Origin of the sequence: Weissella sagaensis, from assembly GCF_010306265.1 — a bacterium.
GTDB classification, from domain to species: domain Bacteria; phylum Bacillota; class Bacilli; order Lactobacillales; family Lactobacillaceae; genus Weissella; species Weissella sagaensis.
In genome coordinates, this window is the sequence record NZ_BLKA01000001.1 from 21432 (window position 1) to 40647 (window position 19216).

The following is a 19216-nucleotide window of genomic DNA, read 5'->3' on the forward strand; positions in this document are numbered from 1 at the left end:
CTATCTTTCCTTTTAAGCTTTAGTAGCACTAAAGAACCAACGATCCGTTTCTGCCGTAACATCATGACGACCATAATCAGCAGTCACCTTAATATCTTTAAAGCCAGCCTTTTTTAACAAACGCATAAAGGTCTCTAAATCATAAGTTCGTTCAGTGTGTATTTCTTGTAGCTGCTGGTAGCCATCAATTTCTTCGTTATACACAAAAAATGTTAATTCATGCTCAACAGTGTGTGTCATACCTTCAACACCATATGATGACCACATAAAGGCAGTTTCATCGTCATGCCAATTAAACATATAGCCTGGATAATAAACATCAGTTTGCCATGGTGAAATCACATCAAATAAAAATTGACCATTATTTTCCAAGTGCTTTGCAACTTGTTTAAAAGCTTCTAACATTTCTTTCGTATTTGCCAGGTAATTAAAAGAATCTGCAAATGATGTAATTGTCGCATATTTTTGCTTCAAATCAGACCACTCACGCATATCACCTTCAATTAGTGGTAATTCAAGTTCTGCTTCTTGCGCATGTTGTGCAGCTAAAGTTAGCATTTCTGGTGATAAATCAAAGACTGTCACATCTTTAAAGCCATTTTGTTTGAGTAAAATGGCTAATCGACCTGCGCCACCCGCTAGCTCCAATAATTTACCATCTTTAGAGGTTATATTCTTTTGTGCATAAGATAACCAATCTTGGTAGGCATCCTCGTCAAATAAATCATCATATAACTTCGCAAATGTTTGGTAATTCATTAGAAATCTTCCTTAATGATCCATTGATCAATTGCTACTTCTGGAGCAGCCTGCCAGTTTTTTTCAAGTCGATAAAAGTCACGTGTTGCTGTTTTAAATACGTGTACAATCAAATCACCAAAGTCCAATAATACCCATTGTCCCTCACTACGTCCTTCTTGACGAACTAATTGGAAGTCAGCTTCTGCCATCTGATCAATAATTTCATCAGCAATTGCAATCACTTGTCGTTCAGTTGGTGCACTCAAAATTAAATAATTATCAGTAATAATACTCATTTCATGAATATCCAAAGCTACTAAATCTTCAGCTCGCTTACCATCAGCAGCCTTTACTGCTACTTCCAACATATCATTAACATTAGTCATTATTTATCAACACTCCATGTATTATAAGTTAATAGCGTTCCCGGATAGATGGTAACCTTTTGCGTTAGTAAAAAGGTTAATGTATGCGCCGTTTGCCAACCAACACTAGCTGCCAAATCATCAAACGCCAACGTACGAACTTCTTCTACCCCAGGGAAATCACGCCCTGCTTCGATATAATCAGCCATATATAAGATTTGGCTGAGTTTAGTCATCACCGTAGCACCAGTGGTATGTTGCCGAATAGCATTTAAGATATCTTCATGCGCAATGCCTAATTCATCTTTTACCATTTCAGCACCAACAACACCATGCCAAATATTATTACCCCAATTAATCAAATCACGATCTAATTGTTTTTTTTCAATTTCACGCAAAAAGTCTTCATCAGAACGTTCTTTCGCATAGTCATGTGTTAAAGCTGCAATTGATGCTAATTCTGCATCAACATGCCATTTTTCAGCTAATTGTAAAGCCATCTCTTCCACACGTAAAACGTGTTCAAAACGCTTTGCTGATAGGGCTTGCGAAACTTTATCAATTAATAGTTCACGTGAACCAGTAAAAATTTTTTGTGTATAAATTAGTTTATCTGTCATTTAAATATAACCCGTTTTCTACAATATAAGCCGCTACCAAATCAGGAACTAAGTAACGGACACTTTGATGACGACTAATTCGTTGTCGAATATCAGTCGAGCTAATCATCAAATCAGGGACATCAACCCATATTACCGGGTATGCCGATTCTTTTACTTGGCCAGGGCGGTTAACCCCAACAAATTTAACTAGCTTCAGTAAATCATCAATCCGATACCATGTCTTAAGATAGGCAACCTCATCCCCACCAATTATAAAATAATATTCATAATTAGGATGTTCAAGCTTCAACTGCAACATCGTATTATAAGTATAGCTTTTACCACCACGTTGAACTTCTAACGGTTCAATATCAAAACGACTATTACCTACAATCGCTGCTTGGACCATCCGCGCACGATCAATTGGATTAATTGCTGCTTTAAAGTCGACATGTGGTGGCTTTGCATTAGGCATAAAATATACCTTATCCAAGCCTAATTTATCGGCAACTTGTTCAGCGATGATGAGATGACCAATATGTGGCGGATTAAATGTGCCGCCAAGAATTCCTATTTTTTGCTTATTTTTTGCAACCTCTGGTTCAAGTTGAAGTTGCGTCACAAATTGTTGAAATGTCGCTACCATAAGCCATCTCCCATTGCCTATTATTTATTAAATCTTTTGCACCATTACTGAATAATGACGATTCTCTTTTTCATCAGACTCGCCAAACAATACTAAAGTATGTCCGATTGTTTGTACAACTTGAATATCTGAATTTTCTTCAATAAAAGTTTTTAATTCAGTTGTGTCAACCTCAGAATTAGCTAAAATATTTACTTTAAACAACTCACGTTTATTGATTGCATCCTCTAATTGATCTAACCAATTTTTTGTTAAACCTTGCTTACCAACACTAAATAGTGGTCGCATGTCGTGTGCTGATGCTCGTAAGTAACGTTTTTGTTTTCCGCGTAGTGATATCATGTTTTAAATCATTGCCCTTCTTGTTAATACTGAAACACCCTTTGGTGCCCAGCCTGCGACAACAGTATTTGCTGGTACGGTTAGCCAACCTAATCCGTCAATCACAATATCTGTCTTTTCTGTTGTTTTAAATTCATAGCGTTGCAACGGTGGCAACATAGCTAAGTTTTCGGCTGTTGGCGGTGCTAATAAGTCACCAGCATGTTTTTCATAAAATGCATCTGCATTAGCTAACTTCGTTCGGTGAATCAACAAATTATTTTCAAAATATGCTGTGATACCAGTGCGCTGGCCTTGAATATAATCAAAACGTGCCAAAGCCCCCATAAATAAAGTCTGTCCTTCATTTAATTGGAATGTCTTAGGCTTAATTTCTTTTTGTGGTGAGACGTATTTCAAATCCTTTGCACTTAAATAATGTGCCATTTGATCTTGATGAATAATACCAGGGGTATCAATAATATTACTGTCATCATCCAGCGGAATTTCAATACGATCCAATGTTGTCCCTGGGAAGCGTGATGTTGTAATAACATCATGACGATCACCCGTTACGGACTTAATAACTTGGTTAATTAAGGTTGACTTACCAACGTTAGTAACCCCCACAACGTAAACAGAACGGTTTTTACGATATTTTGCAATTAAATCAAGCATTTTTTCAATATCTTCACCATTTTTTCCTGATGTCAAAGCAACATCAACTGGACGAAGGCCAGCAATATTAGCTTGCTGACGCATCCAATCTTTAATCTTACTGCGCTTCAATGACCGTGGTAACACATCTACCTTATTACCAACTAACAAAACGTCATTGTTTCCAACAAAGCGATGCAAACCAGGAATTAACGAGCCTGAAAAATCAAAGACATCCATAACATAAACGACCAATGAATTTGTATCTGCAATTTGCTCTAACAAATGACGAAAATCATCATCAGTTAGATTAACTGGTTGAATTTCATTATAGTGACGCAAACGGAAGCACCGTTGACAAAAGACTTCATCATTCTCAAAGCTCTTTTTAAGCGCTGACATTGGTGTGTAGCCAATCTCATTTTTATTTTCGGTTTGAATTAACGCACCACAGCCAATACAACGTAATCCTTCATCTATATATTGACGTATTGTCTCTTCACTAATCAAGTTGCTTCCTCCATTGTAATTGTGGATTGTTCTTTAACATATCCTTTTTGACACCTTTTTCAAAGAAACGATTAATCTTTGTATTCCATTGATCAGTTTCAATTAAGGGCTTAACTAAAATACTACGCATACCAGCATTATTTGCAGCCCAAACATCGGTTAATAATTGATCACCCACCATTACAATTTGACTTGGATCAAGTTGTAATGTTTTAGCAGCTTCCTTTAATCCACGAGTCATCGGTTTTAAAGCTCGTGCAACAAAGTCTAATTGCAATGGGTCAGCGACTCGTGCAATCCGATCAGCTGAATTGTTAGAAACAATTAAAACGGGGATTTGTGCTTGTTTCATTTGCAGTAACCAATCATGTAGTTCACGCGTACCATCAGGATTATTCCAGGCTACTAATGTATTATCTAAATCTGTCAAAACAGCTTTAATGTTGTGCTGTTGTAATTGTTTTGGGGTAACGCAATAAATTGCGTCAATCATCCAAGTTGGGGTAAATGAGTTCGTCATTTTTTATCCTTTTCCACTGTTAATCTTATTCTAAAGTATACGCTAAATTTGTTATTTTATAAAGAACTCTGCCACGGGATTACACGTTTTAAAATTTAAAATTAAGACAACAAATAAACCACATCTCTAGTAGAGACGTGGTTTATTACACTTTATTATTATTTTGCTACTTCAGCATTGTATTGCTTTTCACCCATACGTTCTTCACCAAGTGAAACGAAATCGTATGATAATTTATTTTGACGTTCAAATTCAGCCATACCATATTGAATCAATTCATCAATCAATTTTGTATAACTAATTCCTGAAACTTCCCACATTTGTGGATACAATGAAATATTAGTAAATCCAGGTAATGTGTTAGGCTCACCTAAGTAAGGGACACCATTGTTATCAATCATGAAATCCATACGTGTTAAGCCAACAAGTCCTAGTGCCTTGTACGCACGCAAAGCCATGTCAGTAATTTCTTCAGCTAATGCATCATCCATCTTGGCAGGTAATTCAAAGACCATTCCAGATGCATCCACGAACTTGTTATTGTAATCATACCAAACATCGTCTTCTGGCAAGACAATACCACCTAAACGTGAAGCACGTGGGTTTTCATTCCCCAAAATTGAGATAAAGACTTCACGTGGCTTATCCAAGCCACCCTCAACCAAAACTTTATAATCATATTGGAATGAATCTTTCAATGCAACTGCATACTCTTCAGCATTTGTTACACGTGAGACACCCACTGATGATCCTTGACTAGCAGCCTTAACAAACAAAACATCTGAGTTTAGCTTAGCCGTCAATTCATCAAAAGTGTAATCCTTATAATTTTGGTCAGTTACCAAAACATAATCAGTGTTACGTACACCTGCTTGATTTAGAATACGCTTTGTCAAATCTTTATCAAATGACATTGCTGATGCAGCAATTCCTGGTCCCAAATATGGCTTCTTTAGCAAACGGAACAATGCTTGCAACGTACCATCTTCGCCCAAGTTTCCATGAACTACTGGGTAGAAGAAATCAATGTTCGCCATCTCACTCAATGCAGCGATTGGCGTTAATGGATTAGACATGTCCATCTTTTCCTTAGCTGCAGCAACAATGGTATCTTCATCTTCCCCTTCAAACACGCGCCATGAATCTTTTGAGTTGATCATAATACCGTCTTTTGAAATCAAAAAGACAGTTACATCATACTTCTCTTTATCCATAGCATCATAAATGTTATGTGCTGACCGCTTTGAAACATCGTGTTCAGATGAATTTCCACCAAACAACATTGCAATATTTAATTTTTCTGACATATTGGTTCTCCCCTTGACTGTCAAACTGATTTAATATAGAAACCTAAGTATAACACACAAATCCGATTTATGGGATTCTTACATTAAAAAATTCCGGGACTCATTCAAATAATCCAAAATTTCTTTAGGCAGATTGTCTCGCATCATGAGACCCTGTAAAAATCTTTGTTGATTATACAAACAGTGCCATGCACCCTCTGATTCTGGTTGCATTTGCCGCGTCATCTCTTGACGCCATTGTTTTAATTGTTGTAAAAAGTACTTTGCATATAATTCATTTTTATTAACTAACTCTGTAATAAGGCCAATCAAACGCCGATTTTCACCCATAATAAGTGGTGTATCCAACCGTTTTAATTTTTCAATTAAAATGGTCAACAAAAATATTTTATCCGCCCGTTGCACATTATCATCATGTATAAATTCTGACATTAAATTACCAATATGCATAAAAGCATGTGCCCAACCTTTATCACCAACAAAACCACGAGTATCACGTTCTAAAGCAATATACGTAGCAAAGTTGATAAATAACGTTTGATCTACTTCATCACTAATAAATTTATTAGCACCTTTACGATTAGCATGGCGTAACATTGACAAAACAAATATTGCAAACGAACGATAAAATACGCCATCATTGTCTAGTTCATCAATATGACTAAATAATACATTATCTTGAATAAGACAACGGATTATTAAAAATAATTGATTCGTTTCAAACACACCATTTTGTAGTCCATCACTGATAAAAAAGAAAGCACCCTTATCACGCAATGCTGGATCAGTTTGCCGTAGGCTACTTAACAAATCCAAAACGTCTTGATTGCTAACTTTAACAGATTGACCAGCATACATCATTTGTTGCCATTCTAAAATACGCTGTTTAATATCTTGTGCTTGTTCATCTGATAATTGCACAACTTGGCTAGGTTCATCATAATCAATCTGATCAAGTAAATGACCAATTTGACTACCTAGTGAATTTAATAATTTACCTGCATAGACTTGTTCGTGAAGCGTCTTTAATTCATCACGAACGTCGTCAATCGTATATTCCATTCTTTGACGCCTTTCCTTGTTATTATTTGTCTCATTTAGAGTACCACAACCATTTAAAATAAAAAACACACGAATGACGACAAATATAAACTTATATCCGATTTTTTTAAAGTCCCTTATAACTATGCCCTGTTGAACAGAAAAAACGCCTACTAGGTTATTGGGTCCATACACAATAAGTTAAACTAATTCTCTAACATTTTATCGTATGTCTCATTATAGTAGACGTTTTTATGATGATATTGATAAATAAACTGATAAGTTTTAAAAATTACTCTTTCAAATGGAAATAATAGGTAGACACTGTCACATCACGGGATGCCAATGCTGCTCTTAGTTTATTACTATTTTGATTATGCAAGGCATTCTGCCAACCGTGACGTGGCACAAATTGTGGTATTAAAATCGTCAAAGAATGATTGCGAGCTGTTGTTGCTTTAGCAATTTCATCAACAAATCGCATTGCTGGTTTTGTAATAGAACGATATGAAGAATGAATATCAACATAGCGTACATCTGGAAATTCGCGCTTAAATTCAACACCCAAACGATGTTCTTTTTGGGGATTTGAATCAAACGACACATGCATCGCCAATACTTTATCACCAACCGACTTTGCATAATCAACAGCATCAGCCGTAGCCCGTGTTAAATTAGATACAAGGACAATCACCGTTGCACCATCATACCGACTCCGGCGAATAGGTTCTTGTGACAAAATTTTTAATTGTTTAGCCACTAACCGATAGTGTCGATTAATCACTAGGAAAATACGGAGGACAATTGGCATGATTAGCAAATATGGCCATACTGAAGCAAAATGTAACGTAAACAATATAATAACTAAGAGTGCTGACAATAAAGCACCAACTAGGTTAATAATTGATTTACCTAACCAAAATCCACTACGTTCACGCCACCAGTGAATAATCATCCCCGACTGCGATAAAGTAAATGGCACAAACACACAGACTGCGTACAACGGAATTAAAGCAGCTGTCGATCCTTGGAAGATAGCTAGTAGCACAATTGCACCAAAAGCGAGTGAAATAATTCCCTTTGAATATCCTAAACGATCTCCTCTATCCATGTAACTATGCGGCATAAACTTATCTTTAGCCAAATTAAAAGCTAATTGTGGAAAAGCTGAAAAGCCCGTATTTGCCGCAACCGCTAAAATGGCTGCTGTTGCAATCTGTAAGACATAAAATAAAACACCATGGCCAAATACTTGTTCACCAATTTGTGCCAAAACAGTGAGATTTTCGGCTGGCTTAATACCATAAGCAAATGATAACCCTGTCACACCCACAAGTAAAAACGTTAAAATGAGTGCCATTACCAATAATGTTGCTGCTGCATTTTTTGCCTTAGGCTTCTTGAAATTAGGTACCGCATTGGAAATTGCTTCCACCCCTGTTAACGAAGATGAACCACTAGAAAAGGCTTTTAAAAACAGCAATAGTGACACACTACCGGTTGCAATATGTCCGGTAGTTGTCGGTTGATACTGCACGTTACCTGTAAAAATATTCACGAATCCCCAAATAATCATGATAACCATTATCAAAATAAATAAATAAACTGGCACCATCAAAACACCTGCTGATTCACGCATGCCACGTAAGTTAAGACCCGTTAGCGCTAAAATGATAATGATACCAATCGCAACATTATACGGATGTAATGCTGGAATGGCTGAAACAATCGCTTCTGTTCCGGAAGCTACTGATACTGCAACTGTTAACATGTAGTCGACCAATAATGAACCACCCGCAATTAAGCCGGCATTACGACCCCAATTGGTGGAAGTAACAAGATAAGCACCACCACCTGCAGGATACTCATGAATAATTTGTCGGTATGATAGCGTAATTGCTGCCAACAAAATTAAAACCAATCCAACAATTGGTAACTGTAACCATAATGTTGCAGCACCACCTACAACCATTAACACTGTGATAATTTGCTCTGTTCCATAGGCAACAGATGACAAAGCATCTGACGATAACAAAGCCAACGCCTTTGTTCGACTAAGGTGTCTTGCATCTTCATCTAAAGTTTTTAATGGTTTGCCAATTAAAAACCGCTTCAATAAAGGCCACATCTTCTTGCTCCTCAATAAATAAAGTTAATTGTATACAACATGCATATCTTACCAACAGTTTATACAAGGACTCATTGTAGTTCTCAAATTATTAATTGTCTATCTTTTTATCTCATTTTTTATTTTTCTTTTTCATGACATTATGACAGACTTGTGCACACAAAAAATGGTGACGACTTTTGTACAGTCACCACCATTTTTAATTACTATTTTACATCATACCTGGCATGCCACCCTGAGCAGGCATTTGTGCAGCTGAATCATCAGTCTTATTAGCAATCACTGCCTCAGTCGTCAATAACAAAGCTGAAACAGAAGCTGCATTTTGCAAAGCTGAACGGGTTACCTTCGTTGGGTCCACAATACCAGCTTGAATCATATCAGTCCACTCACCAGTTGCTGCATTGTACCCAACACCAACTTCTTCATGCTTCAATTGGTTAACAATAACAGAACCTTCAACACCGGCATTTTCTGCAATTTGACGAACAGGTTCTTCCAATGCACGCTTAACAATGTTAATACCAGTTTGAACGTCGCCTTCTTCAGACAACTCCGCAACAGCTGGGATAACATTAACCAAGGCAGTTCCACCACCTGAAACGAATCCTTCTTCCACGGCAGCACGAGTAGCGTTCAAAGCATCTTCAATACGGTACTTACGTTCTTTTAGTTCCGTTTCGGTTGCTGCACCAACGTTAACAACAGCGACACCACCAGCCAACTTAGCTAGACGTTCTTGTAGTTTTTCACGATCAAAATCAGAAGTTGTTTCTGCAATTTGACCCTTAATTAATTCAACACGTTCCTTGATAGTTGCTGAATTACCATTACCTTCAACAATCGTTGTATTATCCTTGGTAACTGTAACTTTAGCAGCTTGTCCAAGTTGATCGATTGTCATATCCTTCAAATTCAAGCCTAATTCATCAGTAATGACAGTGCCGCCAGTTAAGATTGCGATATCTTCTAGTTGTGCCTTGCGACGATCACCAAATCCAGGTGCCTTAACAGCAACTACATTAAATGTACCACGCATCTTATTTAAAACAAGCGTTGGTAATGCTTCACCAGTAATATCATCAGCGATGATTAGCAAAGCACGTCCTTGTTCAACAACGCTTTGCAAAACGGGTAGAATATCTTGAATGTTACCAATCTTCTTATCAGTAATTAAGATATAAGGATTATCCAATGATGCTTCCATCTTGTCATTATCCGTTACCATGTATTGTGACATGTAACCACGATCAAATTGCATTCCTTCAACAACGTCTAAGGTTGTTTCAATACCCTTTGATTCTTCAATAGTAATGACCCCATCATTACCCACTTTTTCCATTGCTTCAGCAATTAATTGGCCAACTTCTGGGTTAGCTGCTGAAATTGAAGCAATTTGTGTAATCTCCTCTTTAGTAGAAACTGTCTTTGACATATCATGCAAAGCTTTTACAGCAGCCTCTGTTGCTAATTCAATTCCACGACGAACACCAACTGGGTTAGCACCAGCAGTCACGTTCTTCATACCTTCATTAATAATAGATTGTGCCAATACCGTTGCTGTGGTCGTACCATCTCCAGCAATATCGTTAGTCTTTGAAGCAACTTCGGCAACTAATTTAGCACCCATATCTTCAAAATGGTCTTCTAATTCAACAGCCTTTGCGATTGTCACACCATCATTTGTAATTGTTGGTGCACCAAAACTTTGTTCGATCACAACATTACGTCCCTTAGGACCAATTGTTGTTTTAACTGTATCGGCAAGCTTATCAACACCCGCTTGCATTTTTGCACGTGCATCTTCTGAAAATTCAATATCTTTTGCCATAATTTATTACCCTCTATCGTTTTATTAAGTATTAAGTATTTAAATTACAAAACTGCCACGATGTCTTTTTCGTGAACAACTAAATAGTCAACCCCATCAATACTAATTTCTGCGCCTGCATATTTATCAAAGATGACTTGATCGCCCTCTTTAACTGCAACAGGTGCTGTTAAATCGCCAACTGTTTGCGTTGAAACAGCAACGACTTTTCCTGTAACTGACTTTTCTTGTGCATTAGAAGCTAATAAAATTCCCCCAACTGATTGCTCAGGTGCTTCTGATACTTGCAATACAACACGATCTCCTAATGGTTTCAACATGTTATCTGACCTCCACAGGTTATATTTTTTCTTATTTTAGCACTCTTTATGTTTAAGTGCTAATCAACACTATCAATAATACCACACTCTTCTTTTTTTGCAAACCTTTCCTACCAGATATTTTAATACAAAAAAACGTTAATCCAACCATTATAAAACGGTTGGATTAACGTCTCATTTTAAATTTAGCAACTATGCAATGCCCTTAAATCAAGCTTTTTAATCACGTATTTAATTTTCAGTCAAAAATTGTTCTAAAGCTACACTAGCTTCCGTCCACTGATCTTCAATATCTTCTAATTGACTATCTAATGCCGCAATTTTTTCTGATAATTCATTTAGTTTTTGTAAATCAGCACCATTTTGAGGGTCATTTAATGCTTCATTTACAACATCATGTTCATCAGAAAGATCGGTCATTTGGTTTTCAAGCGCAGTCACTGCGCGTTCCAAACGGCGTTGTTCTCGTTGTTTTTCTTTTTGTTCAGCTCGTGATAATGTTTTAAGATGATCTTCTTTTTGTACCGCTTGACTAGTTGTTGTACTTTGTTCAGTAGATTCTCCAGCTGTCTTTTCAAGATAATAATCATAATCACCATCAAAAAAGCGCGTACCATTTGGTGATAATTCAACTACTTCCGTTGCCACCTCATTAATGAAATAACGATCATGTGACACAAAGAAAATAGTCCCATTATACTCGTTTAAAGCCGTTTCCAATACTTCCCGCGAATCAATGTCTAAGTGATTTGTTGGCTCATCTAAGATTAAAAAATTAGCATGCTCCAACGCTAATTTGGTTAACAAAAGACGCGCACGTTCACCACCAGATAGAGCAGCTACTAACTTTTCAACCGCCTCACCTGAAAACATAAATGAACCCAAAATTGATCGCACATCCTTTTCTGGCATCGTGGGGTGTTCATCCCAAATCGTATCAATCACAGAACGTTTGTTATCCAATGTCTGCTGTTCTTGATCATAATAACCAACTGTTACATTGGCGCCTAATTTTATTTGGCCAGCTAATAAGGGTAATTTGCCCAAGACGGTTTTAATAAATGTTGATTTACCAATTCCATTCGGTCCTACTAAAGCCACAGCATGCTGTTTATCAACTGCTACATTAACGTTTTCTGCTAGTACATGCGTCATGTCATACCCTAACTTCACATCATTAACACGTAGTACTTCATTACCTGAGTCTTCATCAGCCATAAACTGAATTCTAGCTACACCTGATTCATTTTTAGGTGCCTCAATTCGGGTCATCCGCTCTAATTGTTTACGTCGTGATTGGGCACGCTTTGTGGTTGAAGCACGCACAATGTTTCTTTTCACGAAATCTTCTAATTTAGCAATTTCTTCTTGTTGTTTATCATACGCCTTTTGTTCTTGCAAAATATTAGCAGCTTTTTGTTTCATAAAATCACTATAATTACCTTTATAATGATCCAACTGCCCCGAATGCATATCATACACTTCTGTTACGACACGATCCAAGAAGTAACGATCGTGAGAAACAATTAGTAAGGCACCTTGATAATTTTTAAGGTATTGCTCTAACCACGCTAGCGTTTGCATATCTAAATGGTTAGTTGGTTCATCTAAAATAAGCAGATCAGGTGTTTCCAACAATTGCTTTGCAATTGCCAACCGTGTTCGTTGTCCACCAGATAATGCCGCAATTTTTTGATCATAAAATGATTCATCAAAACCAAATCCATGTAACACTGATCGAATTGTTGCATCGTAACCGTAACCATTTTTTTCATCAAAATCATGTTGCGCTTGATCATAAGCAGCTAATAATTCTGTATAAGCATCACTGGTATAATCCGTTGTCGTTGCAATTTGATTTTCCAATTGACGTAACCGCTTTTCCAATGCAATGACGTCAGCAAAGGCCGTTAGCATTTCATTATAAACTGATAGGTCTGAATCTAAACCCGAATTTTGTGCTAAATACGCTAATTGAATACCTTTTTTCATTGAAACTTCACCCTCATCAGGTGTCGTTTCACCAATCAACATTTTCAATAATGTTGATTTTCCAGCCCCATTTCGGCCAACTAACCCAACCCGGGCTTTACTTTGAATTTGCATTGAAATATTATCAAAAAATGTCACACCATTAAAGTGACGTGCAACATTGCTTGCTTGCAAAATAATCATTTTTTATTACTCCATTGTAACTAAAATATTCCGTTATTTAGTTAATATTATTTTTCTATAATTTATTAAATACGCCTCACACCTATGCTTAATCTAATACTGTCAAATTCTGTCTTACTTCAGAAACAAAATACAATGAGCCTGTAAATAAAATCAGATCATCCTTTTGCATTTGTGACGTCACAGCTGCAAAACCACTTTGCCAATTTTCATGAACTGTCACCGTTTGATTTTTTATCTGGTGAGCAGCAGCGTTTGGATTAATTGGTTGCCGATTATTCGGTCCTTCAAAGCCCACAACATGTAAATCAACATTAGGTAAGTCTGCTAATAATTGTAACATTTTTGCATAATTTTTATCTTGCAATGCACCAAAGAGAAGATGTACTGTTTGTTCACTAAAACGATCAGCAATTGTCTTTGCTAAGGCTCGCACACCAGGCTCATTATGTGCGCCGTCCAAAACAATCGACGGTTGACAACTAATTTTTTCAAAACGTACAGGCCAAGTAACCGTCTGTAAAGCAGTTGCAACATGTTCACTAGTTAAAACCAACCCAAAATAATCACAAACTAATGCTGCGGTTTGGATAGCAACAGCTGCATTATCAATTTGATATTGCCCGATTAAATCAACAAAAACTTCTTGATAATTAACCGTCCCTGTTACCGTGAACGTTTCACCCCAAGCTTGTGTTGTTTGGTGATTTATGGTTTTAAATTGTTCATTTAATCGATAAATTGGCGCACCCATTGCACTTGCGACTGTATCAATGACAGCATTGGCTGCCACTGGTAAACGACCAACAACAACCGGCCGCTGTTTTTGAATAATCCCAGCTTTTTGCGTCGCAATTTCTGTTAATGTATTTCCCAATACATGCATATGATCAAGTCCAACCGTGGTCACAACCGAAACAATTTTATCTGGTATGATTGTCGTTGAATCCCAAGTACCACCAACACCAACTTCCAAAACGACGACATCAACCGGATGCTTAGCAAAATACATAAACATCAATACTGTTAATGTTTCAAATTCAGTCAATCCACTAGGCAATGTCTCATCTAACGTTTCTATAATTGGGGACAATTCTTGCATTATTGCTAATAAATCAGCGTCTTGGATACTACCGTTATCATCTTGAATCCGTTCGTTAAATTTTAAAATATATGGTGACGTGAATAATCCAACCTGTAGCCCACTTTTTCTAAGTAACTGCGCAACCATTTTACTGGTAGAGCCTTTACCATTTGTTCCTGTAATGTGTACATATTTTGATTGTCGTTCAGGATGGCCTAATAAATCTAAAATTTTATTTAAACGCTCAAATCTAGGTGTTTTAGACCACTTATGGCGGCTATGAATGTAGTCAATTGCTTGAGCAGCTGTCGTTATTTTTATCATATATTCCTCAAATTTATCCCATCAAAAAACAAAAGCGCCCTCTACAAAGTAGACGGCGCTCATGTTTGTGTAATTTACTGCATTGTAACGACGAACAGCTTAAATTCGTGATTCACAATACAATGAATTATACACGCAAATAATCATGATAGCAAGTATCTTTTCTTATGCTTGCGCATCTTGCAACTGTGCTAAACGGTTGTGAGTTGCTTCTAATTTGTTCTCCCAATCCGCTAACTTTTCACGTTCTGCAGCAACAACAGCTTCTGGTGCGTTATTAACAAACTTGTCATTACCTAATTTACCATTAGCACGTTTTACTTCGCCTTGGAACTTCTTGATTTCATCTTGTAAACGGGCAATTTCATCATCCAAATTAATCAATTCAGCCAATGGCACGTAAATTTCTGCACCAGAAATGATTTGGGTCATCGCTAAATCAGGTGCTTTAATATCTGCAGCAATTTGTAAATTCTTTGGCTTCACAAAACGATTAATATAATCAACATTTTCATTAAAGATACGTTGTAGATTATCATCACTCGTTTTAATTAAGATATCAATCGTCGTTGACATTGGTGCATTTGCTTCTGTACGAATAGTACGAACTGCTTTAATCAGGTCAATCAAACTATTAAAGTCTATTTCAGCTTGATCATCATTCAAACCTTGCTTAACAGTTGGGTAGGCAGCTGTAACGATTGTCTCCCCTTCATGTGGCATTTCTTGCCAAATAGCTTCTGTAACAAAAGGCATAATTGGATGTAGCAAGCGTAACGTATTGTCTAATACATAAGCCAAAATTGCTTGCACTGTTTTTTGTGCTGCTTGATCATCACTATTCAAAGTTTCCTTCGTCATTTCAATGTACCAATCAGCAAAATCATTCCAAATAAAGTTGTAAAGAGCTCGGCCAGCTTCACCAAATTCAAACTTTTCAAAATTCTTTGTTACAATCGCAATCGTCTTATTCAAGCGTGACAAAATCCACTTATCGGCTAATGAGAAATTAGTCATATCTGTTGGTAGTTCAGCTTTAGTATCATCAGATAGGTTCATCAAAACGTATCGAGATGCATTCCAAATTTTATTAATAAAGTTCCATGCTGAGTCCATCTTTGTGTATGAAAAACGGACATCTTGCCCTGGTGTTGAACCAGTTGCCAAGAACCAACGCAACGCATCTGCACCATACTTTTCAATCACATCCATTGGGTCAATACCATTGCCCAATGACTTTGACATCTTACGTCCCTGTTCATCACGAATCAACCCATGAATCAAAACATTCTTAAAAGGACGTTGCCCTGTAAATTCCTTAGATTGGAACATCATACGTGCAACCCAGAAGAAGATAATATCATAACCAGTTACCAATGTATCCGTTGGGAAATAACGCTTAAAGTCCTCTGCATCCGTATCAGGCCAACCCATTGTTGAAAATGGCCATAAAGCTGATGAGAACCATGTATCTAACACATCTGAATCTTGTGTCCAATTTTCACTGTCTTCAGGTGCTTCCATCCCCACATACATCTCACCAGTTTCTTTATGATACCAGGCTGGAATTTGGTGGCCCCACCATAATTGACGTGAAATAACCCAATCATGAATATCATCCATCCAACGTGTAAAGGTTCCTTCAAAACGTGGCGGATAAAAATCAACACGATCTTCTGATTTTTGCATATTCAATGCTTGTTCCGCCAACGGCTTCATCTTAACAAACCATTGTGTTGATAACCGTGACTCAACCTGCACACCAGTACGTTCTGAATGTCCTACAGCATGCACAATTGGTTCAACTGATAACATCCAGCCACCAGCTTGCAAGTCAGCGACAATTGCTTTACGTGCCTCAAAACGATCCATCCCAACGTACTTACCAGCACGTTCATTCATTGAAGCATCTTCATTCATTGTATTAATGCGTTCCAAATCATGACGATTACCAACACCAAAGTCATTTGGATCATGTGCTGGTGTAATTTTAACCATTCCAGAACCAAATTCAGGATCAACATATTCATCAGCAATAATTGGGACTTCACGATTTACCAATGGTACCAATACTTTTTTACCAACTAATGCTTTGTAGCGCTCATCTGAAGGATGCACAGCCACAGCCACATCCCCAAACATTGTTTCAGGACGGGTCGTTGCAATTTCAATATAGTGCTTGCCTTCAAAAGTTGTATCATCATCCACAAATGGATATTGCACATGATAAAAGGCGCCTTCATCATCTTGGTGAATAACCTCAATATCAGATAACGCAGTTCTTGCCTTAGGATCCCAGTTGATGATGTACTCACCACGGTAAATCAAACCTTTTTCATACAATGTCACAAAGACCTTACGAACCGCTTCAGACAAACCATCATCTAAAGTAAAACGTTCACGATCATAATCTAGTGAAAGCCCCAGCTTACCCCATTGTGATTTTATGGTTGCAGCATACTCATTCTTCCAATCCCAAACTTGATCAATAAACTTTTCACGTCCTAAATCATAGCGTGAAATATTTGATTCTGCTAAACGTTGTTCAACCTTAGCTTGCGTTGCAATACCAGCATGATCCATACCAGGCAACCATAACGTATCAAATCCCTGCATGCGTTTTTGACGGATCAGCATATCTTGTAAAGTTGTATCCCATGCATGACCCAAATGCAATTTACCAGTCACGTTGGGTGGTGGAATAACGATTGAATAAGGGCGCGCCTTTTTATTTTCAGATGGCTTAAAACGCTTCTCTTGCACCCACTTATCATAACGACCTGCTTCAACGGCGGTCGGATTGTACTTACCAGGCATATCAATTTCTCGCATAACCTTAACTCCTTATTTTTGTTCCTCTTAATCAGGCTTTAGGCATTAAAAAAGCCCCAACCATACAATTATCTGTATGATCAGGGCGACATTATCGCGGTACCACCTGAATTAGAGTTTAATACTCTATCTCATTTTGACTTAACGCGTCGACACGTTATCAACTACTCATTTCACTGATAAAGCCTACTAGTTACCTTCCAAGTAGATTAATCAAAATCTTCCACCAAAATGATTTTGTCGCTGTTAATAATTTTACTTGTACTCTCTAGTACATTGCTATGAACGCAATTTTACAATGTTAAACATAAAAAATCAAGTTTTAATCAGTACTTATGCTAGTTATTAGATTAATTCGATAATGGCTTGAATTAAGAGATAAGCTCCATATACTAACACAATAATTCCCGATAAAATATTAACCCAAATCAAAACCTTCTTTGGTAAACGCTCTTTTAAAATATTCATTACGATTGTAATTGTATTAAACCAAATAAAAGTTGCCATAATCACACCAATAATGAATGGCCAAACCTGACTCTTATCTAAAGTTCCCCGTAACGCACCCAATAATAGGCTACCATCGATTAATGCCTGCGGATTTGCCCAAGATACAATGAATGCTGTCAAAAAGGCTTGTTTAACTGGTAGTTTATTGCCTGTTGTATTTAATTGTACTGAGTTGGCACTACGTAAAATGCCCCAACCAATCCAAATAACTAATCCACCACCAATCAACATGACAAGCAGTCTCAACCAGGTCACTGAACTAATAATGGCACCCATACCAAAAAAGGCTGCCAATGAAAATAATGAATCCGCCATCCAGACAAATAAGACGTACACTAATGACCGTTTAAATGAATTAGTCAATGCATTATTAAAGACATATAAATTTTGCATGCCAATCGGTGCAACGAATGCAAATCCAATCATCATCCCTTTTATCAATGTTGCTAAAACCATAATTCCCCCTTCGCTTTCAAAAACTAATTTATCTAGTTTACAAAACCAGATAAATTAGTTATTATAATCATAATATATGTAATCAATTATTCAGGCCACTATTCTAGGAGATGCCTATGCCTACACTAACTAAAGAAAATCGTCGTTATCTCATCACCTATGAAACTTTAAATGCCATCACTCACGGACTTGGTGTCATTGCTGCCATTGTTGGCGCTACCTTATTAATCGTTAACAGTGTCCAACATGGCTTTTCTACTTTCACTATTGTTGCACTCTCGATCTACGCACTATCAATTATTAGTTTTTTACTTGCCTCAACACTTTTTCATGCTTTAATTTTTACCAAGGCTGGCAAAATTTTCCAATTTTTAGATCATTCAGGTATTTATCTCGTCATTTTAGGTAGTTATACCCCATACACATGGCTCTTCTTAGACCCAAAAATTGGTTGGCCAATTTGGGGAACCATTCTAAGTTGCACGCTTTTAGGACTTATTTACGATACTTTCTTCGTTGGTCGTTGGCCCTTTGTTTCGGTGATTATTTATGTCCTAATGGGCTGGTTCATTATCTTAGCTTTACCTGCACTTTATGGGGCCTTGTCATCTTTAGCATTTTATCTACTACTAGCTGGTGGCATCACCTATACAGCAGGCTCACTATTATATCTTATGCCAAAAATACCCTTAAATCATGTCTATTGGCATTTATTTGTCCTTGTTGGCGCAACATTAATGTATTTATCAATTTACGACACTCTTTTCCATTAATTTTTGCTAATACCCTTAAACAAAAACCCTAATTCTAAAAAGTAGCAAATCGCCAATTTATCGGTAATTTGCT

17 protein-coding genes and 1 other annotated feature are annotated in these 19216 nt (G+C 37.1%); of the genes, 1 reads left to right on the forward strand and 16 read right to left on the reverse strand.

Annotation, left to right across the window (positions count from 1 at the left end):
- Positions 1–12: 12 nt before the first annotated feature.
- From G7Y65_RS00115 to G7Y65_RS00190, 16 genes are all read right to left on the reverse strand, one after another.
- Positions 13–759 carry a class I SAM-dependent DNA methyltransferase gene (locus G7Y65_RS00115; protein WP_042491582.1) on the reverse strand — a complete coding sequence of 249 codons (747 nt, stop codon included), beginning with the start codon at positions 757–759 and terminating at the stop codon, positions 13–15.
- A complete protein-coding gene (rsfS, locus tag G7Y65_RS00120) occupies positions 759–1127 on the reverse strand; it encodes a ribosome silencing factor (RefSeq protein ID WP_228179914.1) in 369 nt (122 codons plus the stop codon). Before rsfS ends, G7Y65_RS00115 begins: the two co-directional genes overlap by 1 nt.
- The gene (gene yqeK / locus G7Y65_RS00125) at positions 1127–1726 is read right to left on the reverse strand and encodes a bis(5'-nucleosyl)-tetraphosphatase (symmetrical) YqeK (protein ID WP_042491583.1); all 600 of its coding nucleotides are present in this window, start codon (positions 1724–1726) and stop codon (positions 1127–1129) included. Before yqeK ends, rsfS begins: the two co-directional genes overlap by 1 nt.
- A complete protein-coding gene (locus G7Y65_RS00130) occupies positions 1716–2354 on the reverse strand; it encodes a nicotinate-nucleotide adenylyltransferase (RefSeq protein ID WP_042491584.1) in 639 nt (212 codons plus the stop codon). Before G7Y65_RS00130 ends, yqeK begins: the two co-directional genes overlap by 11 nt.
- Before the next feature lie 27 nt (positions 2355–2381).
- Positions 2382–2696, reverse strand: a complete 315-nt coding sequence (gene yhbY, locus G7Y65_RS00135; protein ID WP_042491586.1) for a ribosome assembly RNA-binding protein YhbY — start codon at positions 2694–2696, stop codon at positions 2382–2384.
- Positions 2697–2699: 3 nt separating this feature from the next.
- Positions 2700–3842, reverse strand: a complete 1143-nt coding sequence (yqeH, locus tag G7Y65_RS00140) for a ribosome biogenesis GTPase YqeH (protein WP_042491587.1) — start codon at positions 3840–3842, stop codon at positions 2700–2702.
- Positions 3835–4362: a YqeG family HAD IIIA-type phosphatase gene (locus G7Y65_RS00145; protein ID WP_042491589.1), complete on the reverse strand. Its 528-nt coding sequence runs from the start codon at positions 4360–4362 to the stop codon at positions 3835–3837. The genes yqeH and G7Y65_RS00145 overlap by 8 nt, the downstream gene beginning before the upstream one ends.
- Positions 4363–4520: 158 nt before the next feature.
- Positions 4521–5669 carry a D-alanine--D-alanine ligase family protein gene (locus G7Y65_RS00150; RefSeq protein ID WP_042491591.1) on the reverse strand — a complete coding sequence of 383 codons (1149 nt, stop codon included), beginning with the start codon at positions 5667–5669 and terminating at the stop codon, positions 4521–4523.
- Between the two features lie 78 nt (positions 5670–5747).
- Entirely contained in the window at positions 5748–6731 is a 984-nt protein-coding gene (locus G7Y65_RS00155; protein ID WP_042491592.1) for a DUF2785 domain-containing protein, read from the reverse strand.
- A 271-nt stretch (positions 6732–7002) separates the two neighbouring features.
- A complete protein-coding gene (gene kimA / locus G7Y65_RS00160; protein ID WP_042491593.1) occupies positions 7003–8838 on the reverse strand; it encodes a potassium transporter KimA in 1836 nt (611 codons plus the stop codon).
- A gap of 211 nt (positions 8839–9049) precedes the next feature.
- Positions 9050–10669 (reverse strand): chaperonin GroEL, encoded by a 1620-nt coding sequence (groL, locus tag G7Y65_RS00165; protein WP_042491594.1) that lies wholly within the window; start codon positions 10667–10669, stop codon positions 9050–9052.
- Positions 10670–10713: 44 nt separating this feature from the next.
- The gene (locus G7Y65_RS00170; RefSeq protein WP_042491596.1) at positions 10714–10989 is read right to left on the reverse strand and encodes a co-chaperone GroES; all 276 of its coding nucleotides are present in this window, start codon (positions 10987–10989) and stop codon (positions 10714–10716) included.
- 231 nt (positions 10990–11220) lie between these two features.
- Positions 11221–13164 (reverse strand): ABC-F family ATP-binding cassette domain-containing protein, encoded by a 1944-nt coding sequence (locus G7Y65_RS00175; protein WP_165314463.1) that lies wholly within the window; start codon positions 13162–13164, stop codon positions 11221–11223.
- Positions 13165–13252: 88 nt separating this feature from the next.
- Positions 13253–14572, reverse strand: coding sequence for a bifunctional folylpolyglutamate synthase/dihydrofolate synthase (locus G7Y65_RS00180; RefSeq protein ID WP_042491599.1), 1320 nt, complete (start codon positions 14570–14572; stop codon positions 13253–13255).
- Positions 14573–14737: 165 nt separating this feature from the next.
- Entirely contained in the window at positions 14738–17404 is a 2667-nt protein-coding gene (locus tag G7Y65_RS00185) for a valine--tRNA ligase (RefSeq protein ID WP_165314464.1), read from the reverse strand.
- 78 nt (positions 17405–17482) lie between these two features.
- Positions 17483–17690: a binding site (T-box leader), on the reverse strand.
- Between the two features lie 59 nt (positions 17691–17749).
- Positions 17750–18370 carry a LysE/ArgO family amino acid transporter gene (locus G7Y65_RS00190; RefSeq protein ID WP_042491603.1) on the reverse strand — a complete coding sequence of 207 codons (621 nt, stop codon included), beginning with the start codon at positions 18368–18370 and terminating at the stop codon, positions 17750–17752.
- Positions 18371–18486: 116 nt separating this feature from the next.
- Between G7Y65_RS00190 and trhA the strand changes: the two genes are divergently transcribed.
- Positions 18487–19143, forward strand: a complete 657-nt coding sequence (gene trhA / locus G7Y65_RS00195; protein ID WP_042491605.1) for a PAQR family membrane homeostasis protein TrhA — start codon at positions 18487–18489, stop codon at positions 19141–19143.
- Positions 19144–19216: the final 73 nt, after the last annotated feature.

Bases quoted from the DNA above. Each gene is read 5' to 3' on its own strand.
- G7Y65_RS00175 (WP_165314463.1), bottom strand. From the start codon at position 13,164: ATGATTATTTTGCAAGCAAGCAATGTTGCACGTCACTTTAATGGTGTG.
- G7Y65_RS00190 (WP_042491603.1), bottom strand. From the start codon at position 18,370: ATGGTTTTAGCAACATTGATAAAAGGGATGATGATTGGATTTGCATTC.
- G7Y65_RS00155 (WP_042491592.1), bottom strand. From the start codon at position 6,731: ATGGAATATACGATTGACGACGTTCGTGATGAATTAAAGACGCTTCAC.
- kimA (WP_042491593.1), bottom strand. From the start codon at position 8,838: ATGTGGCCTTTATTGAAGCGGTTTTTAATTGGCAAACCATTAAAAACT.
- yqeK (WP_042491583.1), bottom strand. From the start codon at position 1,726: ATGACAGATAAACTAATTTATACACAAAAAATTTTTACTGGTTCACGT.
- groL (WP_042491594.1), bottom strand. From the start codon at position 10,669: ATGGCAAAAGATATTGAATTTTCAGAAGATGCACGTGCAAAAATGCAA.
- G7Y65_RS00185 (WP_165314464.1), bottom strand. From the start codon at position 17,404: ATGCGAGAAATTGATATGCCTGGTAAGTACAATCCGACCGCCGTTGAA.
- G7Y65_RS00170 (WP_042491596.1), bottom strand. From the start codon at position 10,989: ATGTTGAAACCATTAGGAGATCGTGTTGTATTGCAAGTATCAGAAGCA.
- rsfS (WP_228179914.1), bottom strand. From the start codon at position 1,127: ATGACTAATGTTAATGATATGTTGGAAGTAGCAGTAAAGGCTGCTGAT.
- G7Y65_RS00115 (WP_042491582.1), bottom strand. From the start codon at position 759: ATGAATTACCAAACATTTGCGAAGTTATATGATGATTTATTTGACGAG.
- G7Y65_RS00130 (WP_042491584.1), bottom strand. From the start codon at position 2,354: ATGGTAGCGACATTTCAACAATTTGTGACGCAACTTCAACTTGAACCA.
- trhA (WP_042491605.1), top strand. From the start codon at position 18,487: ATGCCTACACTAACTAAAGAAAATCGTCGTTATCTCATCACCTATGAA.
- G7Y65_RS00180 (WP_042491599.1), bottom strand. From the start codon at position 14,572: ATGATAAAAATAACGACAGCTGCTCAAGCAATTGACTACATTCATAGC.
- G7Y65_RS00150 (WP_042491591.1), bottom strand. From the start codon at position 5,669: ATGTCAGAAAAATTAAATATTGCAATGTTGTTTGGTGGAAATTCATCT.
- G7Y65_RS00145 (WP_042491589.1), bottom strand. From the start codon at position 4,362: ATGACGAACTCATTTACCCCAACTTGGATGATTGACGCAATTTATTGC.
- yhbY (WP_042491586.1), bottom strand. From the start codon at position 2,696: ATGATATCACTACGCGGAAAACAAAAACGTTACTTACGAGCATCAGCA.